This is a genomic window from Ancylobacter sp. VNQ12 (assembly GCF_049445835.1).
GTDB lineage: Bacteria > Pseudomonadota > Alphaproteobacteria > Rhizobiales > Xanthobacteraceae > Ancylobacter.
On record NZ_JBMSDU010000014.1, the window covers coordinates 59,581 to 79,146 of the forward strand.

The 19,566-nt window shown below is 68.4% G+C and carries 16 protein-coding genes; 6 read left to right on the top strand and 10 right to left on the bottom strand.

What is annotated here, in order from left to right; translation table 11 throughout:
• Positions 1 to 8: 8 nt before the first annotated feature.
• The 3 genes from xdhB to guaD are packed head-to-tail and all read left to right on the top strand — an operon-like array spanning position 9 to position 4,412.
• The gene (xdhB, locus tag ACO2RV_RS17495) at positions 9 to 2,339 is read left to right on the top strand and encodes a xanthine dehydrogenase molybdopterin binding subunit (protein ID WP_423295291.1); all 2,331 of its coding nucleotides are present in this window, start codon (positions 9 to 11) and stop codon (positions 2,337 to 2,339) included.
• Positions 2,336 to 3,106 (top strand): xanthine dehydrogenase accessory protein XdhC, encoded by a 771-nt coding sequence (gene xdhC, locus ACO2RV_RS17500; protein WP_423295293.1) that lies wholly within the window; start codon positions 2,336 to 2,338, stop codon positions 3,104 to 3,106. The genes xdhB and xdhC overlap by 4 nt, the downstream gene beginning before the upstream one ends.
• A gap of 13 nt (positions 3,107 to 3,119) precedes the next feature.
• The gene (guaD, locus tag ACO2RV_RS17505) at positions 3,120 to 4,412 is read left to right on the top strand and encodes a guanine deaminase (protein ID WP_423295296.1); all 1,293 of its coding nucleotides are present in this window, start codon (positions 3,120 to 3,122) and stop codon (positions 4,410 to 4,412) included.
• 20 nt (positions 4,413 to 4,432) lie between these two features.
• On the opposite strand, the gene puuE is transcribed toward guaD, so the two are convergent.
• Together puuE and uraH are read right to left on the bottom strand one after the other, a co-directional pair.
• Positions 4,433 to 5,851 carry an allantoinase PuuE gene (gene puuE / locus ACO2RV_RS17510; protein ID WP_423295298.1) on the bottom strand — a complete coding sequence of 473 codons (1,419 nt, stop codon included), beginning with the start codon at positions 5,849 to 5,851 and terminating at the stop codon, positions 4,433 to 4,435.
• Between the two features lie 4 nt (positions 5,852 to 5,855).
• Positions 5,856 to 6,206 (bottom strand): hydroxyisourate hydrolase, encoded by a 351-nt coding sequence (gene uraH / locus ACO2RV_RS17515; RefSeq protein WP_423295300.1) that lies wholly within the window; start codon positions 6,204 to 6,206, stop codon positions 5,856 to 5,858.
• A 225-nt stretch (positions 6,207 to 6,431) separates the two neighbouring features.
• On the opposite strand from uraH, the gene ACO2RV_RS17520 reads away from it, so the two are divergent.
• From ACO2RV_RS17520 to ACO2RV_RS17530, 3 genes are read left to right on the top strand one after another with little or no spacing between them, the layout of a single operon-like run.
• Positions 6,432 to 7,649, top strand: a complete 1,218-nt coding sequence (locus ACO2RV_RS17520) for a urate hydroxylase PuuD (RefSeq protein ID WP_423295302.1) — start codon at positions 6,432 to 6,434, stop codon at positions 7,647 to 7,649.
• A 2-nt stretch (positions 7,650 to 7,651) separates the two neighbouring features.
• Positions 7,652 to 8,872, top strand: coding sequence for an allantoate amidohydrolase (locus tag ACO2RV_RS17525; protein ID WP_423295439.1), 1,221 nt, complete (start codon positions 7,652 to 7,654; stop codon positions 8,870 to 8,872).
• Positions 8,873 to 8,891: 19 nt separating this feature from the next.
• The gene (locus tag ACO2RV_RS17530) at positions 8,892 to 9,305 is read left to right on the top strand and encodes a DUF3830 family protein (RefSeq protein WP_423295304.1); all 414 of its coding nucleotides are present in this window, start codon (positions 8,892 to 8,894) and stop codon (positions 9,303 to 9,305) included.
• A 60-nt stretch (positions 9,306 to 9,365) separates the two neighbouring features.
• On the opposite strand, the gene ACO2RV_RS17535 is transcribed toward ACO2RV_RS17530, so the two are convergent.
• The 8 genes from ACO2RV_RS17535 to ACO2RV_RS17570 all read right to left on the bottom strand — a co-directional run bounded on the left by ACO2RV_RS17535 (position 9,366) and on the right by ACO2RV_RS17570 (position 19,559).
• The gene (locus ACO2RV_RS17535) at positions 9,366 to 12,512 is read right to left on the bottom strand and encodes an efflux RND transporter permease subunit (RefSeq protein ID WP_423295305.1); all 3,147 of its coding nucleotides are present in this window, start codon (positions 12,510 to 12,512) and stop codon (positions 9,366 to 9,368) included.
• Between the two features lie 26 nt (positions 12,513 to 12,538).
• Entirely contained in the window at positions 12,539 to 13,762 is a 1,224-nt protein-coding gene (locus tag ACO2RV_RS17540) for an efflux RND transporter periplasmic adaptor subunit (protein WP_423295306.1), read from the bottom strand.
• Between the two features lie 170 nt (positions 13,763 to 13,932).
• On the bottom strand, positions 13,933 to 14,562 hold the full coding sequence (locus ACO2RV_RS17545) for a glutathione S-transferase family protein (RefSeq protein WP_423295307.1): 630 nt from the start codon (positions 14,560 to 14,562) through the stop codon (positions 13,933 to 13,935).
• Positions 14,563 to 14,567: 5 nt separating this feature from the next.
• The gene (locus ACO2RV_RS17550; protein WP_423295309.1) at positions 14,568 to 15,440 is read right to left on the bottom strand and encodes an aromatic ring-hydroxylating dioxygenase subunit alpha; all 873 of its coding nucleotides are present in this window, start codon (positions 15,438 to 15,440) and stop codon (positions 14,568 to 14,570) included.
• 5 nt (positions 15,441 to 15,445) lie between these two features.
• Positions 15,446 to 16,075, bottom strand: coding sequence for a Rieske 2Fe-2S domain-containing protein (locus ACO2RV_RS17555; RefSeq protein ID WP_423295311.1), 630 nt, complete (start codon positions 16,073 to 16,075; stop codon positions 15,446 to 15,448).
• A gap of 12 nt (positions 16,076 to 16,087) precedes the next feature.
• Complete coding sequence (locus ACO2RV_RS17560; RefSeq protein ID WP_423295313.1) at positions 16,088 to 16,990, bottom strand: ABC transporter permease; 903 nt, start codon at positions 16,988 to 16,990, stop codon at positions 16,088 to 16,090.
• Positions 16,987 to 18,063 (bottom strand): ABC transporter permease, encoded by a 1,077-nt coding sequence (locus ACO2RV_RS17565; protein WP_423295315.1) that lies wholly within the window; start codon positions 18,061 to 18,063, stop codon positions 16,987 to 16,989. Before ACO2RV_RS17565 ends, ACO2RV_RS17560 begins: the two co-directional genes overlap by 4 nt.
• Positions 18,060 to 19,559 (bottom strand): ABC transporter ATP-binding protein, encoded by a 1,500-nt coding sequence (locus ACO2RV_RS17570; RefSeq protein ID WP_423295317.1) that lies wholly within the window; start codon positions 19,557 to 19,559, stop codon positions 18,060 to 18,062. Before ACO2RV_RS17570 ends, ACO2RV_RS17565 begins: the two co-directional genes overlap by 4 nt.
• Positions 19,560 to 19,566: the final 7 nt, after the last annotated feature.

Genomic DNA, 19,566 nt, shown 5'->3' on the forward strand with positions numbered 1-19,566 from the left:
GGGACGACATGAAGCACGAAACCCTCGATATGGATGTCGTCATGGGTGCCGCCCACCAGAGCGTGGCGCATGAATCGGCGACCAAGCATGTCACCGGACAGGCCGACTACACCGACGACCTGGTCGTCCCGGAAGGCACGCTGCACGCCGCCCTCGGCCTGTCGACGATCGCCCATGGCCGCATCCGTTCGATGAATCTCGACAAGGTGCGTGCCGCGCCCGGCGTGGTCATGGTGCTGACCGCTGCCGACATTCCCGGTCCTAACGACATCAGCCCGACCGGCAAGCATGACGACCCAATCCTCGTCGCCGACGAGGTGATGTTCCACGGTCAGCCGCTCTTCGCCGTGATCGCCGAAACCCGGCTGCAGGCCCGCCACGCGGCGGCGCGCGCCGAGATCGACTACGAGGCGCTGCCGCATCATCTCGCCCCGCTCGCCGCCCGCGATGCCGGCATGGACTATGTGACCGAGCCGCTCCGCCTGCGCCGGGGCGACCCGGAGAGCGCGATGGCGAAGGCGCCGCTCCGCTGTGCCGGCCGCTTTGAAATCGGCGGGCAGGACCATTTCTATCTCGAAGGCCAGATCGCGCTCGCCATCCCCGGCGAGGACGACGAGATGACGATCTTCGTCTCCACCCAGCACCCCAGCGAGGTGCAGCACATGGTGGCGCATGCCCTCGGCGTGCGCGCCAATGCGGTGGTGGTCAATGTGCGGCGGATGGGCGGCGGGTTCGGCGGCAAGGAGACGCAGATGAACCTGTTCGCCTGTGTCGCCGCCCTCGCGGCACGCCGGCTCGGCCGCGCCGTGAAGCTCCGCCCCGACCGTGACGAGGACATGATCGCCACCGGCAAGCGGCACGATTTCGTGGTCGACTATGAAGTCGGCTTCGACGAGGCCGGCCGCATTCTCGCCGTCACCGGTGACTGGCACGCGCGCTGCGGCTTCTCCGCCGACCTCTCCGGCCCCGTGACGGACCGTGCGCTGTTCCATGCTGACAACGCCTATTTCTACCCCGATGTCGAATTGCGCTCGCATCCCTGGCGCACGCACACGGTGAGCAACACCGCCTTTCGCGGCTTCGGTGGGCCGCAGGGCGTCATCGTCGCCGAGCGGATCATCGAGGAGATCGCCTACGCCACGGGGCAGGACACGCTTGCCGTACGCAAGGCCAATCTCTACCGCGACGGCCAGCTCACGCCCTATCATCAGCCGGTCGAGGACCAGATCCTGCCGCGTCTGTTCGAGGAATTGGAAGCGAGCGCCGACTATGCCCGGCGCCGGCAGGAGGTGCTGGCCTTCAATGCGCGGGGTGGCGTCATCCGTCGCGGCATCGCGCTGACGCCAGTGAAGTTCGGCATCAGCTTCACCGCCACCCATTACAACCAGGCCGGCGCGCTGGTGCATGTCTATTCCGACGGCTCGGTCCATCTCAATCACGGTGGCTGCGAGATGGGGCAGGGCCTCAACACCAAGGTCGCGCAGGTGGTGGCCGAGGCTTTCCAGATCGACATGGATCGTATCAAGGTGACGAAGACCACCACGGAGAAGGTGCCCAACACCTCCGCCACCGCGGCTTCCTCTGGTACCGACCTCAACGGCATGGCCGCACTCGACGCCTGCCGGCAGATCCGCGAGCGGCTGGTGCGGTTCCTGTGCGAAAGCCGCGACGCGACGCCGGACGAGGTGGTGTTCGCCCGCAACCGCGTGGTGGTGCGCGGCGAGGCGATCGCCTTCGAGCAGGTGGTGCGTGAGGCCTATTTCGCGCGGGTGCAGCTTTCCGCCGCCGGCTTCTACGCGACGCCGAAGATCCACTGGAACCGGGCCGAGGGGCAGGGGCGGCCGTTCTACTACTTCGCCTATGGTGCGGCCTGCGCCGAGGTGTCGGTCGACACGCTGACCGGCGAATACACCATCGAGCGGGTCGACGTGCTGCACGATGTCGGCCGCTCGCTCAACCCGGCCATCGACAAGGGGCAGGTGGAGGGCGCCCTCATACAGGGCGTTGGCTGGTTGACCAGCGAGGAATTGTGGTGGGACGACAAGGGGCGGCTGCGCACCCACGCGCCGTCGACCTACAAGATCCCGCTCGCCTCCGACCGGCCGAAGATATTCAACGTCCGCCTCGCCGAATGGTCGGTCAATCGCGAGCGGACCATCAAGCGCTCCAAAGCGGTGGGCGAGCCACCCTTCATGCTCGGCATCAGCGTGTTCGAGGCGCTGGGCATGGCGGTCGCCTCGATCGCGAACTACCGGGAGGCCCCCCGGCTCGATGCCCCGGCGACGCCCGAGCGCGTGCTGATGGCTGTCGAGCGCCTGCGGCGAGGGGGGACGTCATGATCCGGGTCAGGGTCGTGCGGGCGCGTGGTTCGACCCCGCGCGAGGAAGGAGCCGAGATGTTCGTCGGCCGGGACGCAGCGAGCGGCACCATCGGCGGCGGCCATCTCGAATATATGGCCATCGATCGCGCCCGGCAGATGTTGGAGCGCGGCGAGGCCACCGCCAGCATGGACGTGGCGCTCGGCCCGGAGATCGGCCAGTGCTGCGGCGGGCGGGTGGAACTCGCCTTTGACCGTGCCCGGCCGGCGCCCGCCGAGCCCGGCCCGCCGGTACTGATTTTCGGCGCCGGTCACGTCGGGCGCGCGCTGGCAGTGGCGCTGGCGCCGCTGCCGCTGTCGCCACGCCTCATCGATACCCGCGCCGCCGAGCTTTCCCTGGCGCCGGCCCATGTGGCGACCACGCTTTCCGCGCTTCCGGAAGTGGAAATCCGCGCCGCCCCGCCGGGTGCCGCCTATGTCATCCTCACCCATGATCACGCGCTGGATTTCATGCTCGCGGTCGAGGCGCTGAAGCGTGGCGATGCCGGGTATGTCGGAATGATCGGCAGCCGCACCAAGAAGGCGACCTTCCTCAACCACGCCGCCCGCGAGGGTATCGACGCAGGCGCGTTGGTGTGCCCGATCGCGGCGGAGTCTCCGCGCGACAAACGGCCGGAGGTGATCGCCGCCTTCGCCGCCGCCGAGCTCCTGTCGTGCCTGCTGGCGCGGCCGGCCACCCCCGTCGAGGCGATTGCCGCCCCGACCCCTTCCGTCTTCCTTGTCGATTGAGATCCGAGGCACGATGACCAGGACCCTGCTGCGCGGCCGCATTCTCACCTTCCACGCTGATCCGGCCGAGAGCGAGGACAATCATCGCTATATCGAGGACGGTGCGATCCTCATCGATGATGGCCTCATCCTCGCCGTCGGCCCCTATGCCGGCCTGCGCGTGGAGGGTGTGGCAGAGATCGACCATCGGCCGAACCTGATCCTGCCGGGCTTCATCGATCCGCACATCCATTTCCCGCAGGTGCAGGTGATCGCGAGCTGGGGCACGCAGCTGCTCGACTGGTTGAACCGCTACACTTTCCCCGAGGAAAGCCGCTACAGCGATATCGGTCATGCCGAGCGGATGGCCGGCGCCTTTCTCGACCAGCTGGTCGCGCACGGCACCACGACCGCCTGCGCCTTCGCCTCGGCGCATGCGGCAAGTGCGGAGGCGCTGTTTGCTGCCGCCGCTACCCGCGACATGGCGCTGATCGCCGGCAAGGTGATGATGGACCGCAACGCCCCCGAGGGCGCGCGCGACACCGCGCAGTCCGGCTATGACGAGAGCAAGGCGCTGATCGCGCGCTGGCACGGCAAGGGACGGTTGCGCTACGCCATTACCCCGCGCTTCGCCATCACCTCCTCGCCCGAGCAGCTGAAGCTGGCCGGCGCTCTGGCCGGCGAGCACCCGGATCTGCATGTCCAGACCCATCTGAGCGAGAACCTCGCCGAGATCGCCTATACACTGGAGCTGTTTCCGGGAGCCCGCGACTATCTCGACGTCTATGAGGGCGTCGGCCTGCTTGGCCCCCGCACGCTGATGGGGCACTGCCTGCATCTGGAGCCGCGCGAGATCGCGCGCATGGCGGAGACCGGCACGCGGGCGATCTTCTGCCCGACCTCCAATCTCTTCCTCGGCTCCGGCCTGTTCGATGCGCAGGGGCTGCGCGCCGCCGGGGTGGTGTCCGGCGTGGCGACCGATGTCGGCGGCGGCACCTCCTATTCGCTGCTGCAAACCCTGAACGAGGGCTACAAGGTGCTGCAACTGCGCGGGCAGAATATGCATCCGCTCGCGGCCTTTTACTGGGCGACGCGTGGCAATGCGATCGCGCTCGGCCTCGAGGAGCGGATCGGTACGATCGCACCCGGCCGCGACGCCGATCTCGTGGTGCTCGATTGTCGCGCCACGCCGGCGATGCGGCTGCGTGCCGAGCGAATCGAGACGCTGGCGGAGGAACTGTTCCTGCTACAGATCCTCGGCGACGACCGCGCGGTGGCCGAGACCTACATCGCCGGCCGGCCGATGAAGCGGGCGATTGCCGGCTGAGGCGCGGAGCCCCCTCGCTCTCAGGCGAGCAGGTCGGCGAGCCGAAGCCGGGCGATGCGGTCGATCTCGGTGAGGGCGGTTTCCTCTTCCTGCGCCGGCGAATTGTCCAACCGGCGCTCGAAGGCGGTGAGGATGTCGGCCTTGGTCCTGCCCTTCACCGCCATGATGAAGGGGAAGCCGAACTGCGCGCGGTAGGCCTCGTTCAGCGCGGTGAAGCGGGCGAGTTCCTCGTGCGAGAGCCGGTCGAGCCCGGCGCCGGCCTGTTCGCCGGTCGATTCGGCGGTGAGCTCCCCGGCCAGCGCCAGCTTTCCCGCGAGATCGGGATGGGCGAGGATCAGCGCATGCTTCTGCGCGGGGCTGCCACGCGCGGCCGCCGCCGCCATCACTGCTGCGAGACCCTCGGCCGTGTCGGTGGCCGATGACAGCCCGGAATCATAGGCGAGTTCAGCGATCCACGGCGAATGCTCGTAGACGCCGCCGAAGCGTTCGACGAAGAGGGCGCGGGCCAGCCGGCTCGGCTTCCAGCCGCCGTGCGGCGGGTGCCGGCGGATCCAGTGACGGGCGATATCGAGCCGCGTCGCCAGCCACACCTTCTCGTGCCCCTGCACATAGTCGAGGAAGCGCGCCAGTGCCGCGGCGCGGCCGGGCCGCCCGACCAGCCGGCAGTGCAGGCCCACCGACAGCATCTTCGGCGCTCGCTCGCCTTCGGCGTAGAGCAGGTCGAAACTGTCCTTGAGATAGGTGAAGAACTGGTCGCCGGAATTGAAGCCCTGCGGGGTGGCAAAGCGCATGTCGTTGGCGTCGAGCGTGTAGGGCACCACGAGCTGCGGGCCGCGCAGTCCTTCCAGCCAATAGGGAAGTTCGTCGGCATAGGAATCGGCGAGATAGAGAAAGCCGCCTTCCTCCATGCCCAGCCGCAGCGTGTTGACCGAGGTGCGGCCCTGATAGAAACCGAGCGGACGCGTGCCGGTGACCTCAGTGTGGAGGCGGATCGCCTCGGTGATGTCGGCGGCCTCGGCGGCGGCGGGAATGGCGCGGTAGTCGATCCATTTCAGCCCGTGGCTGGCGATCTCCCATCCGGCCTCGCCCATCGCCGCGACCGCGTCCGGGTTGCGCATCAGCGCGGTGGCGACGCCGTAGACCGTGACGGGAATATTCCGTTCGGCGAACAGGCGGTGCAGCCGCCAGAAGCCAGCGCGGGAGCCGAACTCGTAGATCGACTCCATGTTCATGTGCCGCTCGCCGGGCCAGGGCTGGGCGCCGACGATTTCGGACAGGAAGGCTTCGGAGGCGGCATCCCCGTGCAGGATGTTGTTCTCGCCGCCTTCCTCGTAATTGATCACGAACTGTACCGCGACACGGGCACCGCCCGGCCAGTCGGCGAAGGGCGGGGTGCGGCCATAGCCGACCATGTCGCGGGGGTAGTCGGAAGGCGTCATCGGTTCAGCTCCCGCGATAGGTCGAATAGCTCCAGGGCGTCGCCACCAGCGGAACGTGGTAGTGCGCCTGTCCCGCCGCGATGGCGAAGCGGATCGGCACGATGTCCAGGAAGGGCGAAGCCTCCGTGCCGGCGCCGGCACGGAAATAGTCGCCGATGTGGAACAGTAGCTGATAGGTGCCGGGCACCAGCGCGTCGCCTTCCAGCAGCGGCCGGTCGCAGCGCCCGTCCTCATTGGTGCGAGCCTCGGCGATGGTCTCGAAGCCGGCGCCCACGGCGCGCTGGAGCTCGATGCGCACGCCCCGCGCGGGCGTGCCGCGCGTCGTGTCGAGCACATGTGTCGTCAGTCGTCCCATCTGGCGCTTCCCTGCCTGTCGTCCCCGGCTGGGAGAATAGCCTTCCCGTGCGCCGGCACTTTCAATCAATTCGGGAAAGTCTTTCCGGCCTCCGGCCCGCCGCGACTCCCACCCAGCGGCGGAGCGATTTTTCCCGTTCGGTTGAAAGTCCTCCCTGCTTTCCGACGCTATCGCAAGGCCGCGCTTGCGCTATTCCTAATCCATCAGCCGGGGAGGAATGTCCGCATGGAAAGCGTCGTCGTCGAATGGGTGTCGCTGATCACGCGCTGGACCCACATAACGGCCGGCATCGCCTGGATCGGCTCGTCCTTCTATTTCATGCATCTCGACGCGGCGCTGCGCGGCATTCCGGAGATTCCAGCCGGCAAGGGCGGCGAGGCCTGGGAGGTGCATGGCGGCGGCTTCTACCAGGTGCGCAAATATCTTGTCGCGCCCGACCGCCTGCCGGACCATCTGATCTGGCACAAATGGCAGGCCTACAGCACCTGGCTGAGCGGCATCTTCCTGCTGGGCTGGATCTATTATCTTGGCGCCGAGCTCTATCTCATCGACCCCTCGGTGCGGGTGCTGACGCCGCTGACGGCGGCGGGGATCGGCTTCGGCTCGCTGCTGGTGGGCTGGCTGGTCTATGACGGGCTGGTGCGCTCAAAGCTGGCGAAGCACGAGATGGCGCTGGCCGCCGTCGGCTTCGTGTTCATCGTGTTCATGGCGTGGTTCTACCAGCAAATGTTCTCCGGCCGCGGTGCGCTGATTCATACCGGCGCGCTGATCGGCACGATGATGGTCGGCAATGTGTTCCTCAACATCATGCCGAACCAGCGCAAGGTGATCGCCGATCTGGTGGCCGGGCGCCTGCCGAACCCTGCCTATGGCAAGCAGGCCAAGACGCGCTCGACGCACAACAACTACCTGACCTTGCCGGTGCTGTTCCTGATGCTGTCGAGCCATTTCGCGCTGGTCTTCACCTCACCCTACGCCTTCGTCATCGTCGGGCTGGTGCTGGTGGCGGGCGCGCTGGTGCGCGTGTTCTACAATATCCGTCACGCCGGCAAGAGCGATCCCTGGTGGACGTGGGGTGTCGCCGGCCTGTGCATCGCCGCCGCGATCGCCATCTCCGCCCTCTCGGCCCCCGCCGCGCGCGAGGCGCTGAGCCTCGATGCGCTGCCCGATCCCATCGAGGTGGCGGGGCTGCCGCCGGCGCCGGAAGAGATCGTCGGTATCGTGCAGGGCCGCTGCGCCATGTGCCATGCCGCGACCCCGGCCTGGCCGGGCCTCACCGTCGCGCCGAAGGACGTGCGCTTCGATACGGCCGAGGAGATCGAGCGGTGGAAGCCGGTCATCGGCCTCTATGCCGGGCGCACCAACGCCATGCCGCCCAACAACGTCTCCGAGATCACGCCCGAGGAGCGCCACGCGCTCGCCCAGTGGGCGCTCCTGCCGTGAGCATGGGCATAGGTACGGCCATTGCCGCTCGGCTGGAGGCGCTCGCCGCGATCACCGACGAGCCCGGCCGCCTGACCCGGCTCTATCTCTCCCCCGCTCATCGCCGCGCCGCCGACCTCGTCGCCTCCTGGATGGAGGAGGCCGGCATGCGCGCGCGGATCGACGCTGTCGGCAATGTGGTCGGCCGCTATGAGGGGACGGACCCAGCGGCGAAGACGCTGCTCATCGGCTCGCATATAGACACGGTGCGCAATGCCGGGCGCTTCGACGGCATGCTCGGCGTCGTCGCCGCCATCGAGCTGGTCGGCCGGCTCGCCGCGCAAGGGCGCCGGCGGCCCTTCGCTATAGAGGTGGTGGCGTTCGGCGATGAGGAGGGCGTACGCTTTGCGAGCGCGCTCGGCGGCTCGCGGGCGCTGGCGGGCCGGTTCGATCCGGCCCTGCTGGACGAGCGCGACGAGAACGGCGTCTCGCGCCGCGAGGCGCTGGTCGCCTTCGGCTGCGACCCCGCACGCATTGCGCTGGAGGCGCGCAATCCCGCCAATGTGCTCGGCTATGTCGAGATGCATATCGAGCAGGGGCCGGTTCTCGAGCGCGAGGGCCTCGTGGTCGCGGTGGTGACGGCGATCAACGGCGCCAGCCGGGGCCGCGTGCGTGTGAGTGGGGAGAGCGGCCATGCCGGCACGGTGCCGATGGCGTTGCGCCACGACGCGCTGGCTGCCAGCGCCGAAATGGTGCTTGAAGTGGAGCGCCTCGGTGCCACAACGCCGGATCTCGTAGCCACCGTGGGGCGGCTGGAGGGCGAGGACGCGGCGCCGAACACCGTGCCGGGCGCGGTTTCCTTCACGCTCGACATCCGCAGCCCCGACGATGGCGTGCGCCATGCGGCGGTCACAGCGCTCAGCCGGTCGATCGCGGCCATCGCCGAGCGGCGAGGCGTAGCCGCGCGCGTTGATATCGGCTACGAGGCGCCGGCGGCGCCGTGCGACGCGCGGCTCCAGGTCGGGCTTGCCGACGCGCTGGCGCGGCTGGGGCTGCCGCTGCGGCGCATGCCGAGCGGGGCGGGGCACGACGCCATGGCCTTCTCGGGCCGCCTTCCGTTCGCGATGCTGTTCGTGCGCTGCCGCGACGGCATCAGCCACAACCCCGCGGAGTATGCCGCGCCGAAGGACATCGAGACCGGCGCGCGCGTGCTCGCCGATTTCATCGACCACCTCGACACCTGATTGCATCGGAGAGAACAGAATGACCCGCGTGAAAGTGACGGCCGGCCCCTACACCTTCTTCGGCCACCTCGAGGAAAAGGCGGCCCCGAAGACGGTCGCCGCCTTCAAGGCGCGCATGCCGTTCGTCAGCAAGATCATCCATGTGCGCTGGAGCGGGGAAGGCGTGTGGGTGCCGCTCGGCGATCTCGATTTCGGCGTCAGCTTCGAGAACAATACCTGCTATCCCTCGCCGGGGCAGGTCGTGCTTTATCCCGGCGGCGTGTCGGAGACCGAGCTGTTGCTGGCCTATGGCAATGTGGCCTTCGCCTCCAAGGCCGGTCCTCTGTCCGGCAACCACTTCCTCACCCTCACGGAAGGGCTGGAGAACCTCTACACGCTCGGCCGCAAGACGCTTCTGGAAGGCCAGCAGGACATCCGCTTCGAGCTGGTCTGAGCGTTCGGCCCGGAAGGGGCCGCGCCAGCGTCGATGGACGGGCCGCCATTTTCCTCGGGATCATTCCGTTGCGAGACGGGTCTTCGAGGAAGTGGCGGGCGTGCCCCGCAACTGTTCCAGCACGGTGAAGAAGGCCGGGACGAACAGCACCGCGAGCCCCGTGGAGGCCAGCATGCCGCTCACCACGGCGATGCCGAGCGATACGCGGGCGCCGGCGCCCGCCCCCGAGGCGAACACCAGCGGCAGCATGCCGAAGATGAAGGCGAAGGAGGTCATCAGGATGGGGCGGAACCGCAGGCGCGACGCCTCGATGGCGGCTTCCGCGATGTCCATCCCTTCCATGCGCTTCTCGCGGGCGTACTCGACGATGAGAATGGCGTTCTTGGCCGCCAGCGCGATGAGCAGCACGATGCCGATCTGCGTATAGAGGTCGTTCGGCAGGCCGGTGATCCCCAGCGCCGCCACCGTGCCGAGCAGAGTGAGCGGCACGGCGAGGATGACCGCCAGCGGCTGCAGCCAGCTCTCGTACTGGCCGGACAGCACGAAATAGACCAGCACCAGCGCGATGCCGAAGACATAGTAGATCTGGTTGCCGACCAGCTTCTCCTGATAGGACATGCCGGTCCACGCCGTGCCCATGGACGAAGGCAGGGAATAGGCGGCGACCTGGCTCATCAGCGTCATCGCCTGGCCGGAACTGAAGCCCGTCGCCGGGCTGCCGGTGATCTGCGCCGCCGGGTAGAGATTGTACAGGGTGATCAGCGGGGGGCCGACTTCGTCGACGAAATGCGCAACCTGGCCGAGCGCGACCATCTCGCCATTGGCGCCCTTCACCTTGAGATTGAGGATGTCGCCGGGCTGAAGGCGGAACGGCGCGTCGGCCTGCACATAGACCTGGAAGACATAATTGAAGCGGGTGAACTGGTTGACATAGGACGAGCCGACATAGGCCTCCAGCGCCGAGAACACCTGGCCGACCGTCAGGCCGTAGGTCTCCGCTTTCACCCGGTCCACTTCCAGCCGCAGCTGCTTGACCTTGCCGCGGAAATTGGTCCCGACATGGGAGAGGCTGGTCTGGGTGGCGGCGGCCTCGACGACATCATTGGCGGCGTTCTGCAGGGCGGAGAAATCCGAGCTGCCATCCTTCATCTCCACCATCATGGCGAAGCCGGAGGAGTTGCCGATGCCCTGTATCGGCGGCGGCATCATCACCATCGCCTCGGCGGTGCCGAGATCGTCCAGCATGGCGCGCACCTTGCCGCCGATGCTGGCGGCGCTAAGCGCGCTCGTCTTGCGCTCGCTCCAGTCCTTCAGCACGACATAGAGCATGCCGGTGTTGTAGAGCGCGGTATTGTTGTCCAGCGGCGAGATGCCGGAGACGCCGATCACGCTGTCTATGCCCTCGAGCGGCCGGATCTTCGCGACCGCAGTGGCCACCACCGCCTCCGTGCGCTGGGCAGAGGCCGAGTCCGGCAGGTTCAGACTGACGATGAAATAGCCCTGGTCTTCGCTCGGCAGGAAGGCGGTCGGCACCTGTGACAGGCTGTAGAGGGCGAGGGCGATGAGGACGAGGCCGGTGAGGCTGGTGAGGACGGCGACGCGCACCAGGCGGCGCACCAGCGCGACATAGAGCGCCTCGGTGCAGCCATAGGCGGCGTTGAAGGCGCGGTAGAGGATGTTGCGCTGCTCCGGCGGCGTGGAGGGGCGCAGCCACAGCGCGCACTGGGTCGGCTTCAGCGTCATCGCGTTGACCGCCGAGATGACCGCCGTGGCGGCGATGACCAGCGCGAACTGCTGGTACATCTTGCCGGTGAGGCCGGACATCATCGAAGCCGGCAGGAACACCGCCATCAGCACCAGCGTGATGCCGATGATCGGGCCGGTGAGTTCCGACATCGCCTTGATGGCGGCCTCGCGGCTCGACATGCCGCCGTCCATGTGGCGCGCCACGCCCTCGACGATGACGATGGCGTCGTCCACCACGATGCCGATCGCCAGCACCAGGGCGAACAGGCTGGTGGTGTTGATGGTGTAGCCGAGCAGGGCCATGGCGGCGAAGGCGCCGATGATGGTCACCGGCACGGTGGTCGCCGGCACCAGCATGGCCCGCCAGTCCTGGAGGAAGACGAGGATGACCGCGAGCACCAGCACCGCCGCGATGATCAGCGTCTCATAGACCTCATCCACCGAGGCACTGACGAATTTGGTGCTGTCGAACGAGACCTTGTAGTCGAGCCCCGCCGGGAACAAGGCGCCGAGCTCCTTCATCTTGGCGTTCACCTCTTCGGCGACGCTGAGCGCATTGGCGCCGGTGAGCTGGGAGATGGCGATGGCGGCGGAGGGCTTGCCGTCCAGCGTCGCCGTATGGCCATAGGTGGCCGCGCCGAGCTCGACACGCCCGATGTCGCCGATGCGCACGATCCGGCCGCCGCCCTCGTCGGCCACCTTGACGACGATGTTCTCGAAGTCCTTCGCCTCGTTGAACCGCCCGGTGACGTTGATGACGTACTGGAAGTTCACTGTGGACGGCGTCGGCGGTGCGCCGACCATGCCGGCGGTGACCTGCGTGCTCTGTTGCTGGATGGCGGCGGTGACGTCGGCCGGCGTCAGGCCGTAGGTTTGCAACCGGTCCGGGTCGAGCCAGATCCGCATGGCGTAGCTGCCGGAGCCGAGCACCGTGACCGAGCCCACGCCGGGCAGTCGCGCCAGCTCGTTCTCGAGACTGATGGTCGCGTAGTTGGCGAGGAACAGATTGTCGTAGCGCCCGTCCTGCGAGGTGAGGTTCACGAATTGCAGGATCGAGGTCGACTTCTTCTGGACATTCAGCCCCTGCGTCGAGACCGCGCTCGGCAGTTGTGCGGTGGCGAGCGACACGCGGTTCTGCACCAGCACCTGCGCCATATCAGGGTCGGTGCCGATGTCGAAGGTGATCACCAGCGAATAGCTGCCGTCATTGCCGCTGGTCGACTGCATGTAGATCATGCCCTCGACGCCGTTGACCTGCTGCTCGATCGGCAGCGCCACCGTGTCCATCACGGTGCGGGCGCTGGCGCCGGGATAGGTCGCGGTCACCGAGACGGTGGGCGGCACCACATCGGGATATTGCGACACCGGCAGGCTGGTGAGCGACAGCGCGCCCAGCAGCACGATCAGCAGGGCCAGCGTGTTGGAGAGCACCGGCCGTTCGATGAAGAAGCGCGAAAGCATGGGTCCGCCTCGGAACTGGCCGGATGTCAGGGGGTCTTGGGCACACTCGCGGGTGTCGAAGCGGGAGATGCCTGCGGGAGCGTGGCCATGGCGCCGGCGACGGGTGTGACGCTCTTGCCGGCGACCGCGCGCTGGAGCGAACCGATGACCACCTTGTCGTCGGCGTTCAGGCCCTTGGTGATGACGCGCAGCTGTCCCTCGACCGGGCCGGTGGTGACGGAGCGCTGTTCCACCAGATTGTCGGTGCCGACCACCATCACATAGCTGCCGGTCTGGTTGGCCTGCACTGCGGTGTCGTCGACGAGCAGCGCGTTGTCGATCCTGCCGATCGGCACGCGCACCCGCACGAACTGGCCGGGGATCAGCTCGACGTCCTTGTTGGGCAGCGCGGCGCGCATTTGCAGCGTGCCGGTGGCGCCGTCGAGCTGCGGGGCGATGTAGTCGATCCTACCGGCATATTTGTAGGTCGCCTCCCCGGCGAGGGCGATCTCGACCGGCGGCTCGACCCGGCTCTCGCGGACATCGCGCAGCGTCTTGCCCTGCGCCGCCAGGGCATCGCGCATGGCGATCTGCTGCTGCTCGCTCATGTTGAAATAGACGTGGAGCGGATCGACCCGAAGGATGGTGGCGAGCTTGGTCGGGCCCGAGGAGCCGACGAGCGATCCGACATCGACGAGGTGGCGCGTCACTACCCCGTCGAAGGGCGCGCGGATAGTGGTGTAGTCATAGGAGAGCTGGGCCAGGGCGAGGCTGGCCTCGTTGGCCGCCACCTGCCCCTTGGCGGCGTCGAGCGTGGCGCGGGCGTCGTCGACGCTGCGCTGGCTCGACACCTGCTTCTGGCCGAGGTCGGCCTGCCGGTCGAATTCGGTCTGCGCATTGGCCGCCTTGGCCTGCGCAATGGCCAGCTCCGCCTGTTGCAGCGCGACCTGGTCGCGGTACTGATCCTTCTCGATCTCGAACAGCACCCGGTCCTTGCGTATCGCCTCGCCGTCGCGATAGCCGATGAGGGTGAGATAGCCCTGCACGCGCGCTTCGAGATTCACCTCCTGCGAGGGGGCGGTCTTGCCGGTGAATTCGGCATAGAGCGTCACCGGGGCCTGGATCGGCGTGGCGACTGTGACCTTGGCCGGCGGGGGCGCGGCGAAGGTGTTTTGTTCATTGCAGCCTGCGAGCAGGAGGGCGCCGGCGACGGCGCCGAGCAGGGAGGCGCCAGCGGCGTGCCGGCGCGAAGGACCGGATCTCTGAATCATCTAGGCCGGATCCTTTCGCAGCCGCGTCCTCTGGCGGATGTCCGCCAAGCCCCGCCCGACACCCGACTCGTCCCGGTACACGGTACTATAGTGACATTCCTGTCGTCCAAAGGGCTGATGCGGCCGCTGCGTGGTTGCATCGGCACCCGCAACACACCTTACGCGCCCTATCATACGACTTCGCGAACGCCCGGCGCGGTGATGAAACCGTCGAGCTTGTGGATCCGGCGCGCCCATATCAGCAGGCGCGGAAACTCCTCCATGCCGAGGCCGAAATCCGCGGAGAGCGCTACCGCCGGGAAGACGGCGACATCGGCGATCGTCGGGTTCGCGCCAGTGAGGAACGCCTCACCGTCGAGGTGGCGCCGGATCAACTGCCCTTCCAGCAGCCGAAACGCCTGCCGGGCGGCCTTGAAGGCATCCCTGTGGCCCGGCACCAGGCCGAGCATCGATTCGAGCCGGGCCTCCTCGGCGGCCTTGAGGTCTCCCGCCGCGAAGGCGAGCGTGTCGAACACCGCCGCCCGGGTCGCCGGATCCGCCGGAAGCCATGTGCCGCTGGTGTCATGGCGCTCGGCGAGATGCACCAGCATCGCCTCCGGCCGGGTCAGGACGACGGCGCCATCTACCAGGGTCGGCACGGTGCCGGCCGGGTTCAGTTCCCGGTAGGCGGGCGCGTCATTGCCGTTTCCCGGCAGGATGGCGACGGTCGGCCGCTCATAGCGCAGGCCGAGAAGGCTGAGGAAGAGACGCACCTTGTAGGCGTCCGCCAGCAGGTCGTGATTGTACAGGACGAGGCTCATCGCCTTCACGCCTCCGCATATTCATAGGAGCCGTAACGCAGCGACTTGGCCTTCAGCCAGCGTCGATAGGCGACGGAAGAGAGGTCGGCGCGGGTGGGGATTTCCGCGCGGGGATCGAGCGGCAGCTTCCGGGGGCGCTGGTTCTCCAGGATCATCCGGTCCTGCAGGAAGATCTTCTGCTGGAACATGATGATGTCCTTGTCGGTGTTCACCTGGTCGATCACCACCATCAGCGGATAGGCGATGGAGCGGTCGGCCTCGACCGGCTGGATGAACAGCGCGATGGCGTCGAACCGCTCCGGCGCTTCGGGGCAGGTCTTGTAGAGCAGCACGTTGAACGGCGTCACCACGCGGTAGACGTAATGGCTGGTCTGCCCGCCGGTGGAGGTGGCGGCCGCGAGCGGCTGCCAGAATCGGCAGTTGGTCGCCCACACCTCGTCCACCTCGGTGCGGATCTCGGCCTGGTACTGTTCGACCTCGGGCTTGTCGAGCGCGCCGAGAATGTCGGTATGGACGAAGGGAAAATGCGCCATGTCGAGGAAGTTCTCGACCAGCCGCAGGCCGGAGGCGGCGACTTCCACCATGCCGCAGGTGACGAGGCGGCGATCCGGCTCCAGCGCCTCGTCGAGCGGGAAGATGTCGCGGTTGGGGGCGCCGAAACTGGTCCAGATGAAGCCGTAGCACTCGCGGACGCGGCAGAGGCGCCCGTCATCGGCGCCGCCGACCATCTTCACGAGGGCGGTTCCGTCCGGCGCCCGCGTGATCGCGATATCCTGCCCGAGCAGGCGCGTCGCACGGGGGGCCTGCGGCGTCACGTCGGCACCGATGCCGACGACGTACCAGTCATTGAGGGCGGCTTGGTCGGTCGTCAGGGTCACGAGCGTCACTCCGCAGCGAGAAGGGATTGGGTTTCGACCTGATGGCGCAGCTGCGCGGCGAAGGCGGCGGCTTCCTTCAGTCGGCCATAGGGGGCGATCACATGCACCCGGCAGCGGTTCTCGACCACCGGCTGCACCTCGGCATGGAAGCCGGTCGGCAGCGCCAGCCCGGCGCAGAGGGCGTCGGCGGCGACGTCGATGGTGACGCTCGCGGCGCCCTGCCAGTCGCCCGCCGGGGCTTCGGGCGTCTCCGTGCCGGCACCGATCCGCAGCCAGACAAGACCGGCCGCTTCCGCGGTCGGGTAGGCATCCGTGGTGATGGTCTTGGGCGGCACGAGGTCGGGATGGGCGGGAATATGCTCGCAGCCGCCGTCCAGCCGGTAGCGCCAGCCATGATACAGGCACGACAGCGTGTCGCCGCGCACGAAGCCGAAGGAAAGCCGCATGCCGCGATGCGGGCAACGGTCGACCCAGGCCCGCACGGCGCCGCTTTCCCCGCGCCAGACCACGATCTCGCGGCCGCCGAGGATGACGGGCAGGGGCTGCCCGACCGGCACGTCGCGCGACAGCGCGACCGCATGCCAGCCTTCGCGCAGCGGCGTTACGGGGTGATCGCTATAGGTTTCTGTCGTCATGACGCGGTTCCATCAGCGGCGGCGATAGGCAATGCCGAGAGCGGCGGGTTCCAGTGAGGTGGAGCGGAACGCCGCCATCAGGGCGAGGGAGACGAGATAGGGGGCGGCCAGCAGCAATTGCTCGGGCAGGAAGCTGCCGCTGACGCGACTCTGGATGGCGAGCGCCTCCAGGGCGGCGAAGAACAGCACGGCGATCAGCACCCGGCCGGGCCGCCAATTGCCGGCGATCAGCGCCACCACCACCAGCCAGCCGCGCCCGCCGGTGAAGTCGGGCACGAAGCGGTCGGAGAAGGCGAGCATGAGGAAGCCGCCGGCTAGCCCGGTCATCGCGCTGGCGAACAGCAACGCGCCGATCTGCCCGCGCTGCACATTGACTCCGCGCAGATCCAGCGCTTCCGGGTTCTCCCCGAGGCAGCGCAGTTCCAGCCCCGGCCGGGTCCGCTCGAGGAACCACCAGACCAGCGGGACGGCCAGGAAGGCGAGGAACGTCATCCAGTGGAGGCCGGCAAACGGACCTTCGGTGATAGCCGGCAGGCTGCGGAAGGTCGGCACGCCCTTGCCCTGCAGGCCGGCGCGGAACCAGAACAGCGTGACGCCGGAGGCGAGCAGGTTGAGCGCCAGCCCGGTGACGAACTGGTCGAGCCGGAACAGCACGCAGAGCACGCCGTTGAGCGCCCCCGTCAGCAGCGCCGCCGCGACGGCGGCCGCCAACGCCAGCCCCGGCGACTGGGTCAGCACCATCACGACATAGGCGATATAGGCGGCGATCAGCATGGTGCCCTCGACCGCCATGTTCCAGATGCCGGCGCGCTGGGCCACCAGCTCGCCCATGGCGGAAATCAGCAGCGGCGTCGCCATCTTCAGCGCCGCGATCAGCATGGCGAGGAGGATCGTCCCGCTGAGGAGGTCGCTCATGCCGGCATCTCCTTTTCGCGGCGGGCGCGGACCAGTTGGTAGCCGCTGGCGATCTCGGCGAGCAGGAAGGCGATCAGCGCGATGCCCTGCATCGCCGTGACGAGGGAGGAGGGGATGTCGGCGACCACGCGCATCGTCAGCCCGCCGGCGGCCAGCCCGCCGAAGAACAGCGCCGCGACCAGCGTGCCGGGCGCCGAATTGCGGCCGATCAGGGCGATGACGATGCCGGTATAGCCGAGGCCCGCCAGCGCATCGGGCCGCAGCCGGTGGGCTTCGCCGAGAATCTGGCCGATGCCGGCAAGCCCTGCCAGCGCGCCGCTTCCCGCCATCACCACCAGCACCAGCCGCCCCGCATCCACCCCGCGCGCCACCATGGCGCGGGGATTGAGGCCGAAGCCGCGGATCTCGAAGCCGAGGCGGGTCCAGCGCAGCGTGATGCCGATGAGGATGGTGAGGATGAGCGCGAGCACAGCGCCCATATGCACCTTGGTCAAGCCCGGCAGCAGCGGCAGGAACAGGCCGTCGGCGAGCGTGGTGGATTGCTGGTAGGAGACGGTCTGTCCGACATCGCCCCATATCCCTGGCTGCAACAGCCAGGACAGCAGGTAACCGACGCAGTAATTGAGCAGCACCGTCGAGATGATGACGTTGACGCGGAAGCGCACGTCGAGCACGCCGGAGATCAGCCCGAGCAGCGCCCCGCCGGCCATGCCGGCCAGCAGCGCGACGAGGATGCCCGCAGGTCCCGACAGGCCGAACCACAGCACCGCGCCATAGCCGGCAATGGCGCCGGACACCATCTGGCCTTCCTGGCCGATGCTCCAGATGCGGGCGCGGAAGGCGATGGCCGCGGCGAGCCCGGTGAAGACGAGCGGGGTCGCCTTGGCGAGCGTGTTGCCGATGGCGGCCTTGCTCCCGAGCGCGCCGGTCAGCAGCGCCGCGAAAGCGGCCTGTGGCGAGCCGCCGACCGAGAGCACGAGCAGGCCGCTCAGGCCGAGAAAGGCCAGCACGGCCGCGGCGTAGCAGGCAAGCGTCCACAGGGCGGCGCGTTCATTGCGGGGAGTGAGCTTCATGCGGGTTTCCCCGCCATCATCGCCCCGACCTCGGCAAGGCTGGTCGTGGAAGCCTCGACCACACCGACGACACGGCCCTTGAAGAACACGGCGATGCGGTCGCACAGGCCGATGAGGTCCTCCGCCTCCTCCGAGGCGAGGATGACGGCGGCGCCGCGCTCGGCCGCCTCGGTCAGCCGCTCATAGAGGAAGGCGACGGCGCCGACGTCGAGCCCGCGCGCCGGCTGGTTGGCGATGAGCAGGCAGCGCCCACGCTCGATCTCCCGCGCGGCGACGACGCGCTGCGCATTGCCGCCGGACAGCGCCCGCGCCGGCGTGTCGGGCCCGGCCTGCCGGATGGCGAAGTGCTCGATCGCGCTGCGGGCGAAGGCCGCCATGCGCCGGCGCGACAGCAGCGGGCCGCGCCCCAGCCGACCGGTGCGGTGCCAGCCGAGCGCCATGTTCTCGGCGATGGAGAAGTCGCCCACCAGCGCATCCCCATAGCGATCCTCGGGGATGGAGCCGACACCGGCGCGCATGCGCGCGGCGGGCGAGGCATGGGTCATGTCGGCGCCGGCGATCATCACCCGGCCGGCCATCGGCCGGGCAAGACCGACCAGGGAATCGAGGAATTCACGCTGCCCGTTGCCGGCCACCCCGGCAATGCCCAGCACCTCGCCGGCCTGCACGCGCAGCGGCGGCCCTTCGAGCCGGAAATCGTGTCGGGGGCCGGGCACGGCCAGCCCCTCGACCTCCAGCATCACCTCGCCCTTCCGGCGGGCCGCGCGGGCGGGAGGCGGGGGCGGCTCGGCTCCCATCATCAGCGCGGTCAACCGGGTCGGTGTGACCTCGTCCGGCCGCACCGTCGCCACCGCCCGGCCGCGGCGCAGCACGGTGATGCGGTCGGCGGCCATGACTTCGCTGAGCTTGTGCGAGATCAGGATCACCGTCAGCCCGTCGCCGCGCAGGCGATCGATCGCGGTGAAGAGGCGCTGCGATTCAGCCGGCGTGAGCACGGCGGTCGGCTCGTCGAGGATGAGCAGCCGGACGTCGCGATACAGCGCCTTGAGGATCTCCACCCATTGCCGCTCGCCGATCGCCAGCTGGGCGACGGGCGTGTCCGCGCCGATGGACAATCCCAGCCGGCGACAGAGCTCGTCGAAGCGCGCGCGAGCCTTGCCCATGTCGAAGCGCAGCGCGCCGCGCTCGGTGCCGAGCAGCAGGTTTTCCAGCACGGTGAAGCGCTCGACCAGCGAGAAATGCTGGCGGCAGATGCCGATGCCGGCGTCGAGCGCATCGGCGGGCGTGGCGAACTCCACCTCGCGGCCATCGAAGACGATGGCGCCGGAATCAGGCCGGTGAAAGCCGGTGAGGCAGGCGGACAAGGTCGACTTGCCCGCCCCGTTCTCGCCGAACAGGCAGTGAAGCTCGCCCGCGCGGACGTCGAACGTCAGCTGGTCGTTGGCCACCGTCGCGCCGAATCTCTTCGACAGCTGGCAGACTTCGAGGAGCTTCATGGAGCGG

What these genes read in the sequence shown, in the direction of transcription:
- ACO2RV_RS17540 (WP_423295306.1), bottom strand. Translation starts at nt 13,762, where the DNA reads ATGATTCAGAGATCCGGTCCTTCGCGCCGGCACGCCGCTGGCGCCTCC.
- xdhC (WP_423295293.1), top strand. Translation starts at nt 2,336, where the DNA reads ATGATCCGGGTCAGGGTCGTGCGGGCGCGTGGTTCGACCCCGCGCGAG.
- puuE (WP_423295298.1), bottom strand. Translation starts at nt 5,851, where the DNA reads ATGACGCCTTCCGACTACCCCCGCGACATGGTCGGCTATGGCCGCACC.
- ACO2RV_RS17520 (WP_423295302.1), top strand. Translation starts at nt 6,432, where the DNA reads ATGGAAAGCGTCGTCGTCGAATGGGTGTCGCTGATCACGCGCTGGACC.
- ACO2RV_RS17560 (WP_423295313.1), bottom strand. Translation starts at nt 16,990, where the DNA reads ATGAGCGACCTCCTCAGCGGGACGATCCTCCTCGCCATGCTGATCGCG.
- ACO2RV_RS17570 (WP_423295317.1), bottom strand. Translation starts at nt 19,559, where the DNA reads ATGAAGCTCCTCGAAGTCTGCCAGCTGTCGAAGAGATTCGGCGCGACG.
- ACO2RV_RS17530 (WP_423295304.1), top strand. Translation starts at nt 8,892, where the DNA reads ATGACCCGCGTGAAAGTGACGGCCGGCCCCTACACCTTCTTCGGCCAC.
- ACO2RV_RS17565 (WP_423295315.1), bottom strand. Translation starts at nt 18,063, where the DNA reads ATGAAGCTCACTCCCCGCAATGAACGCGCCGCCCTGTGGACGCTTGCC.
- ACO2RV_RS17555 (WP_423295311.1), bottom strand. Translation starts at nt 16,075, where the DNA reads ATGACGACAGAAACCTATAGCGATCACCCCGTAACGCCGCTGCGCGAA.
- uraH (WP_423295300.1), bottom strand. Translation starts at nt 6,206, where the DNA reads ATGGGACGACTGACGACACATGTGCTCGACACGACGCGCGGCACGCCC.
- xdhB (WP_423295291.1), top strand. Translation starts at nt 9, where the DNA reads ATGAAGCACGAAACCCTCGATATGGATGTCGTCATGGGTGCCGCCCAC.
- ACO2RV_RS17525 (WP_423295439.1), top strand. Translation starts at nt 7,652, where the DNA reads ATGGGCATAGGTACGGCCATTGCCGCTCGGCTGGAGGCGCTCGCCGCG.
- guaD (WP_423295296.1), top strand. Translation starts at nt 3,120, where the DNA reads ATGACCAGGACCCTGCTGCGCGGCCGCATTCTCACCTTCCACGCTGAT.
- ACO2RV_RS17545 (WP_423295307.1), bottom strand. Translation starts at nt 14,562, where the DNA reads ATGAGCCTCGTCCTGTACAATCACGACCTGCTGGCGGACGCCTACAAG.
- ACO2RV_RS17535 (WP_423295305.1), bottom strand. Translation starts at nt 12,512, where the DNA reads ATGCTTTCGCGCTTCTTCATCGAACGGCCGGTGCTCTCCAACACGCTG.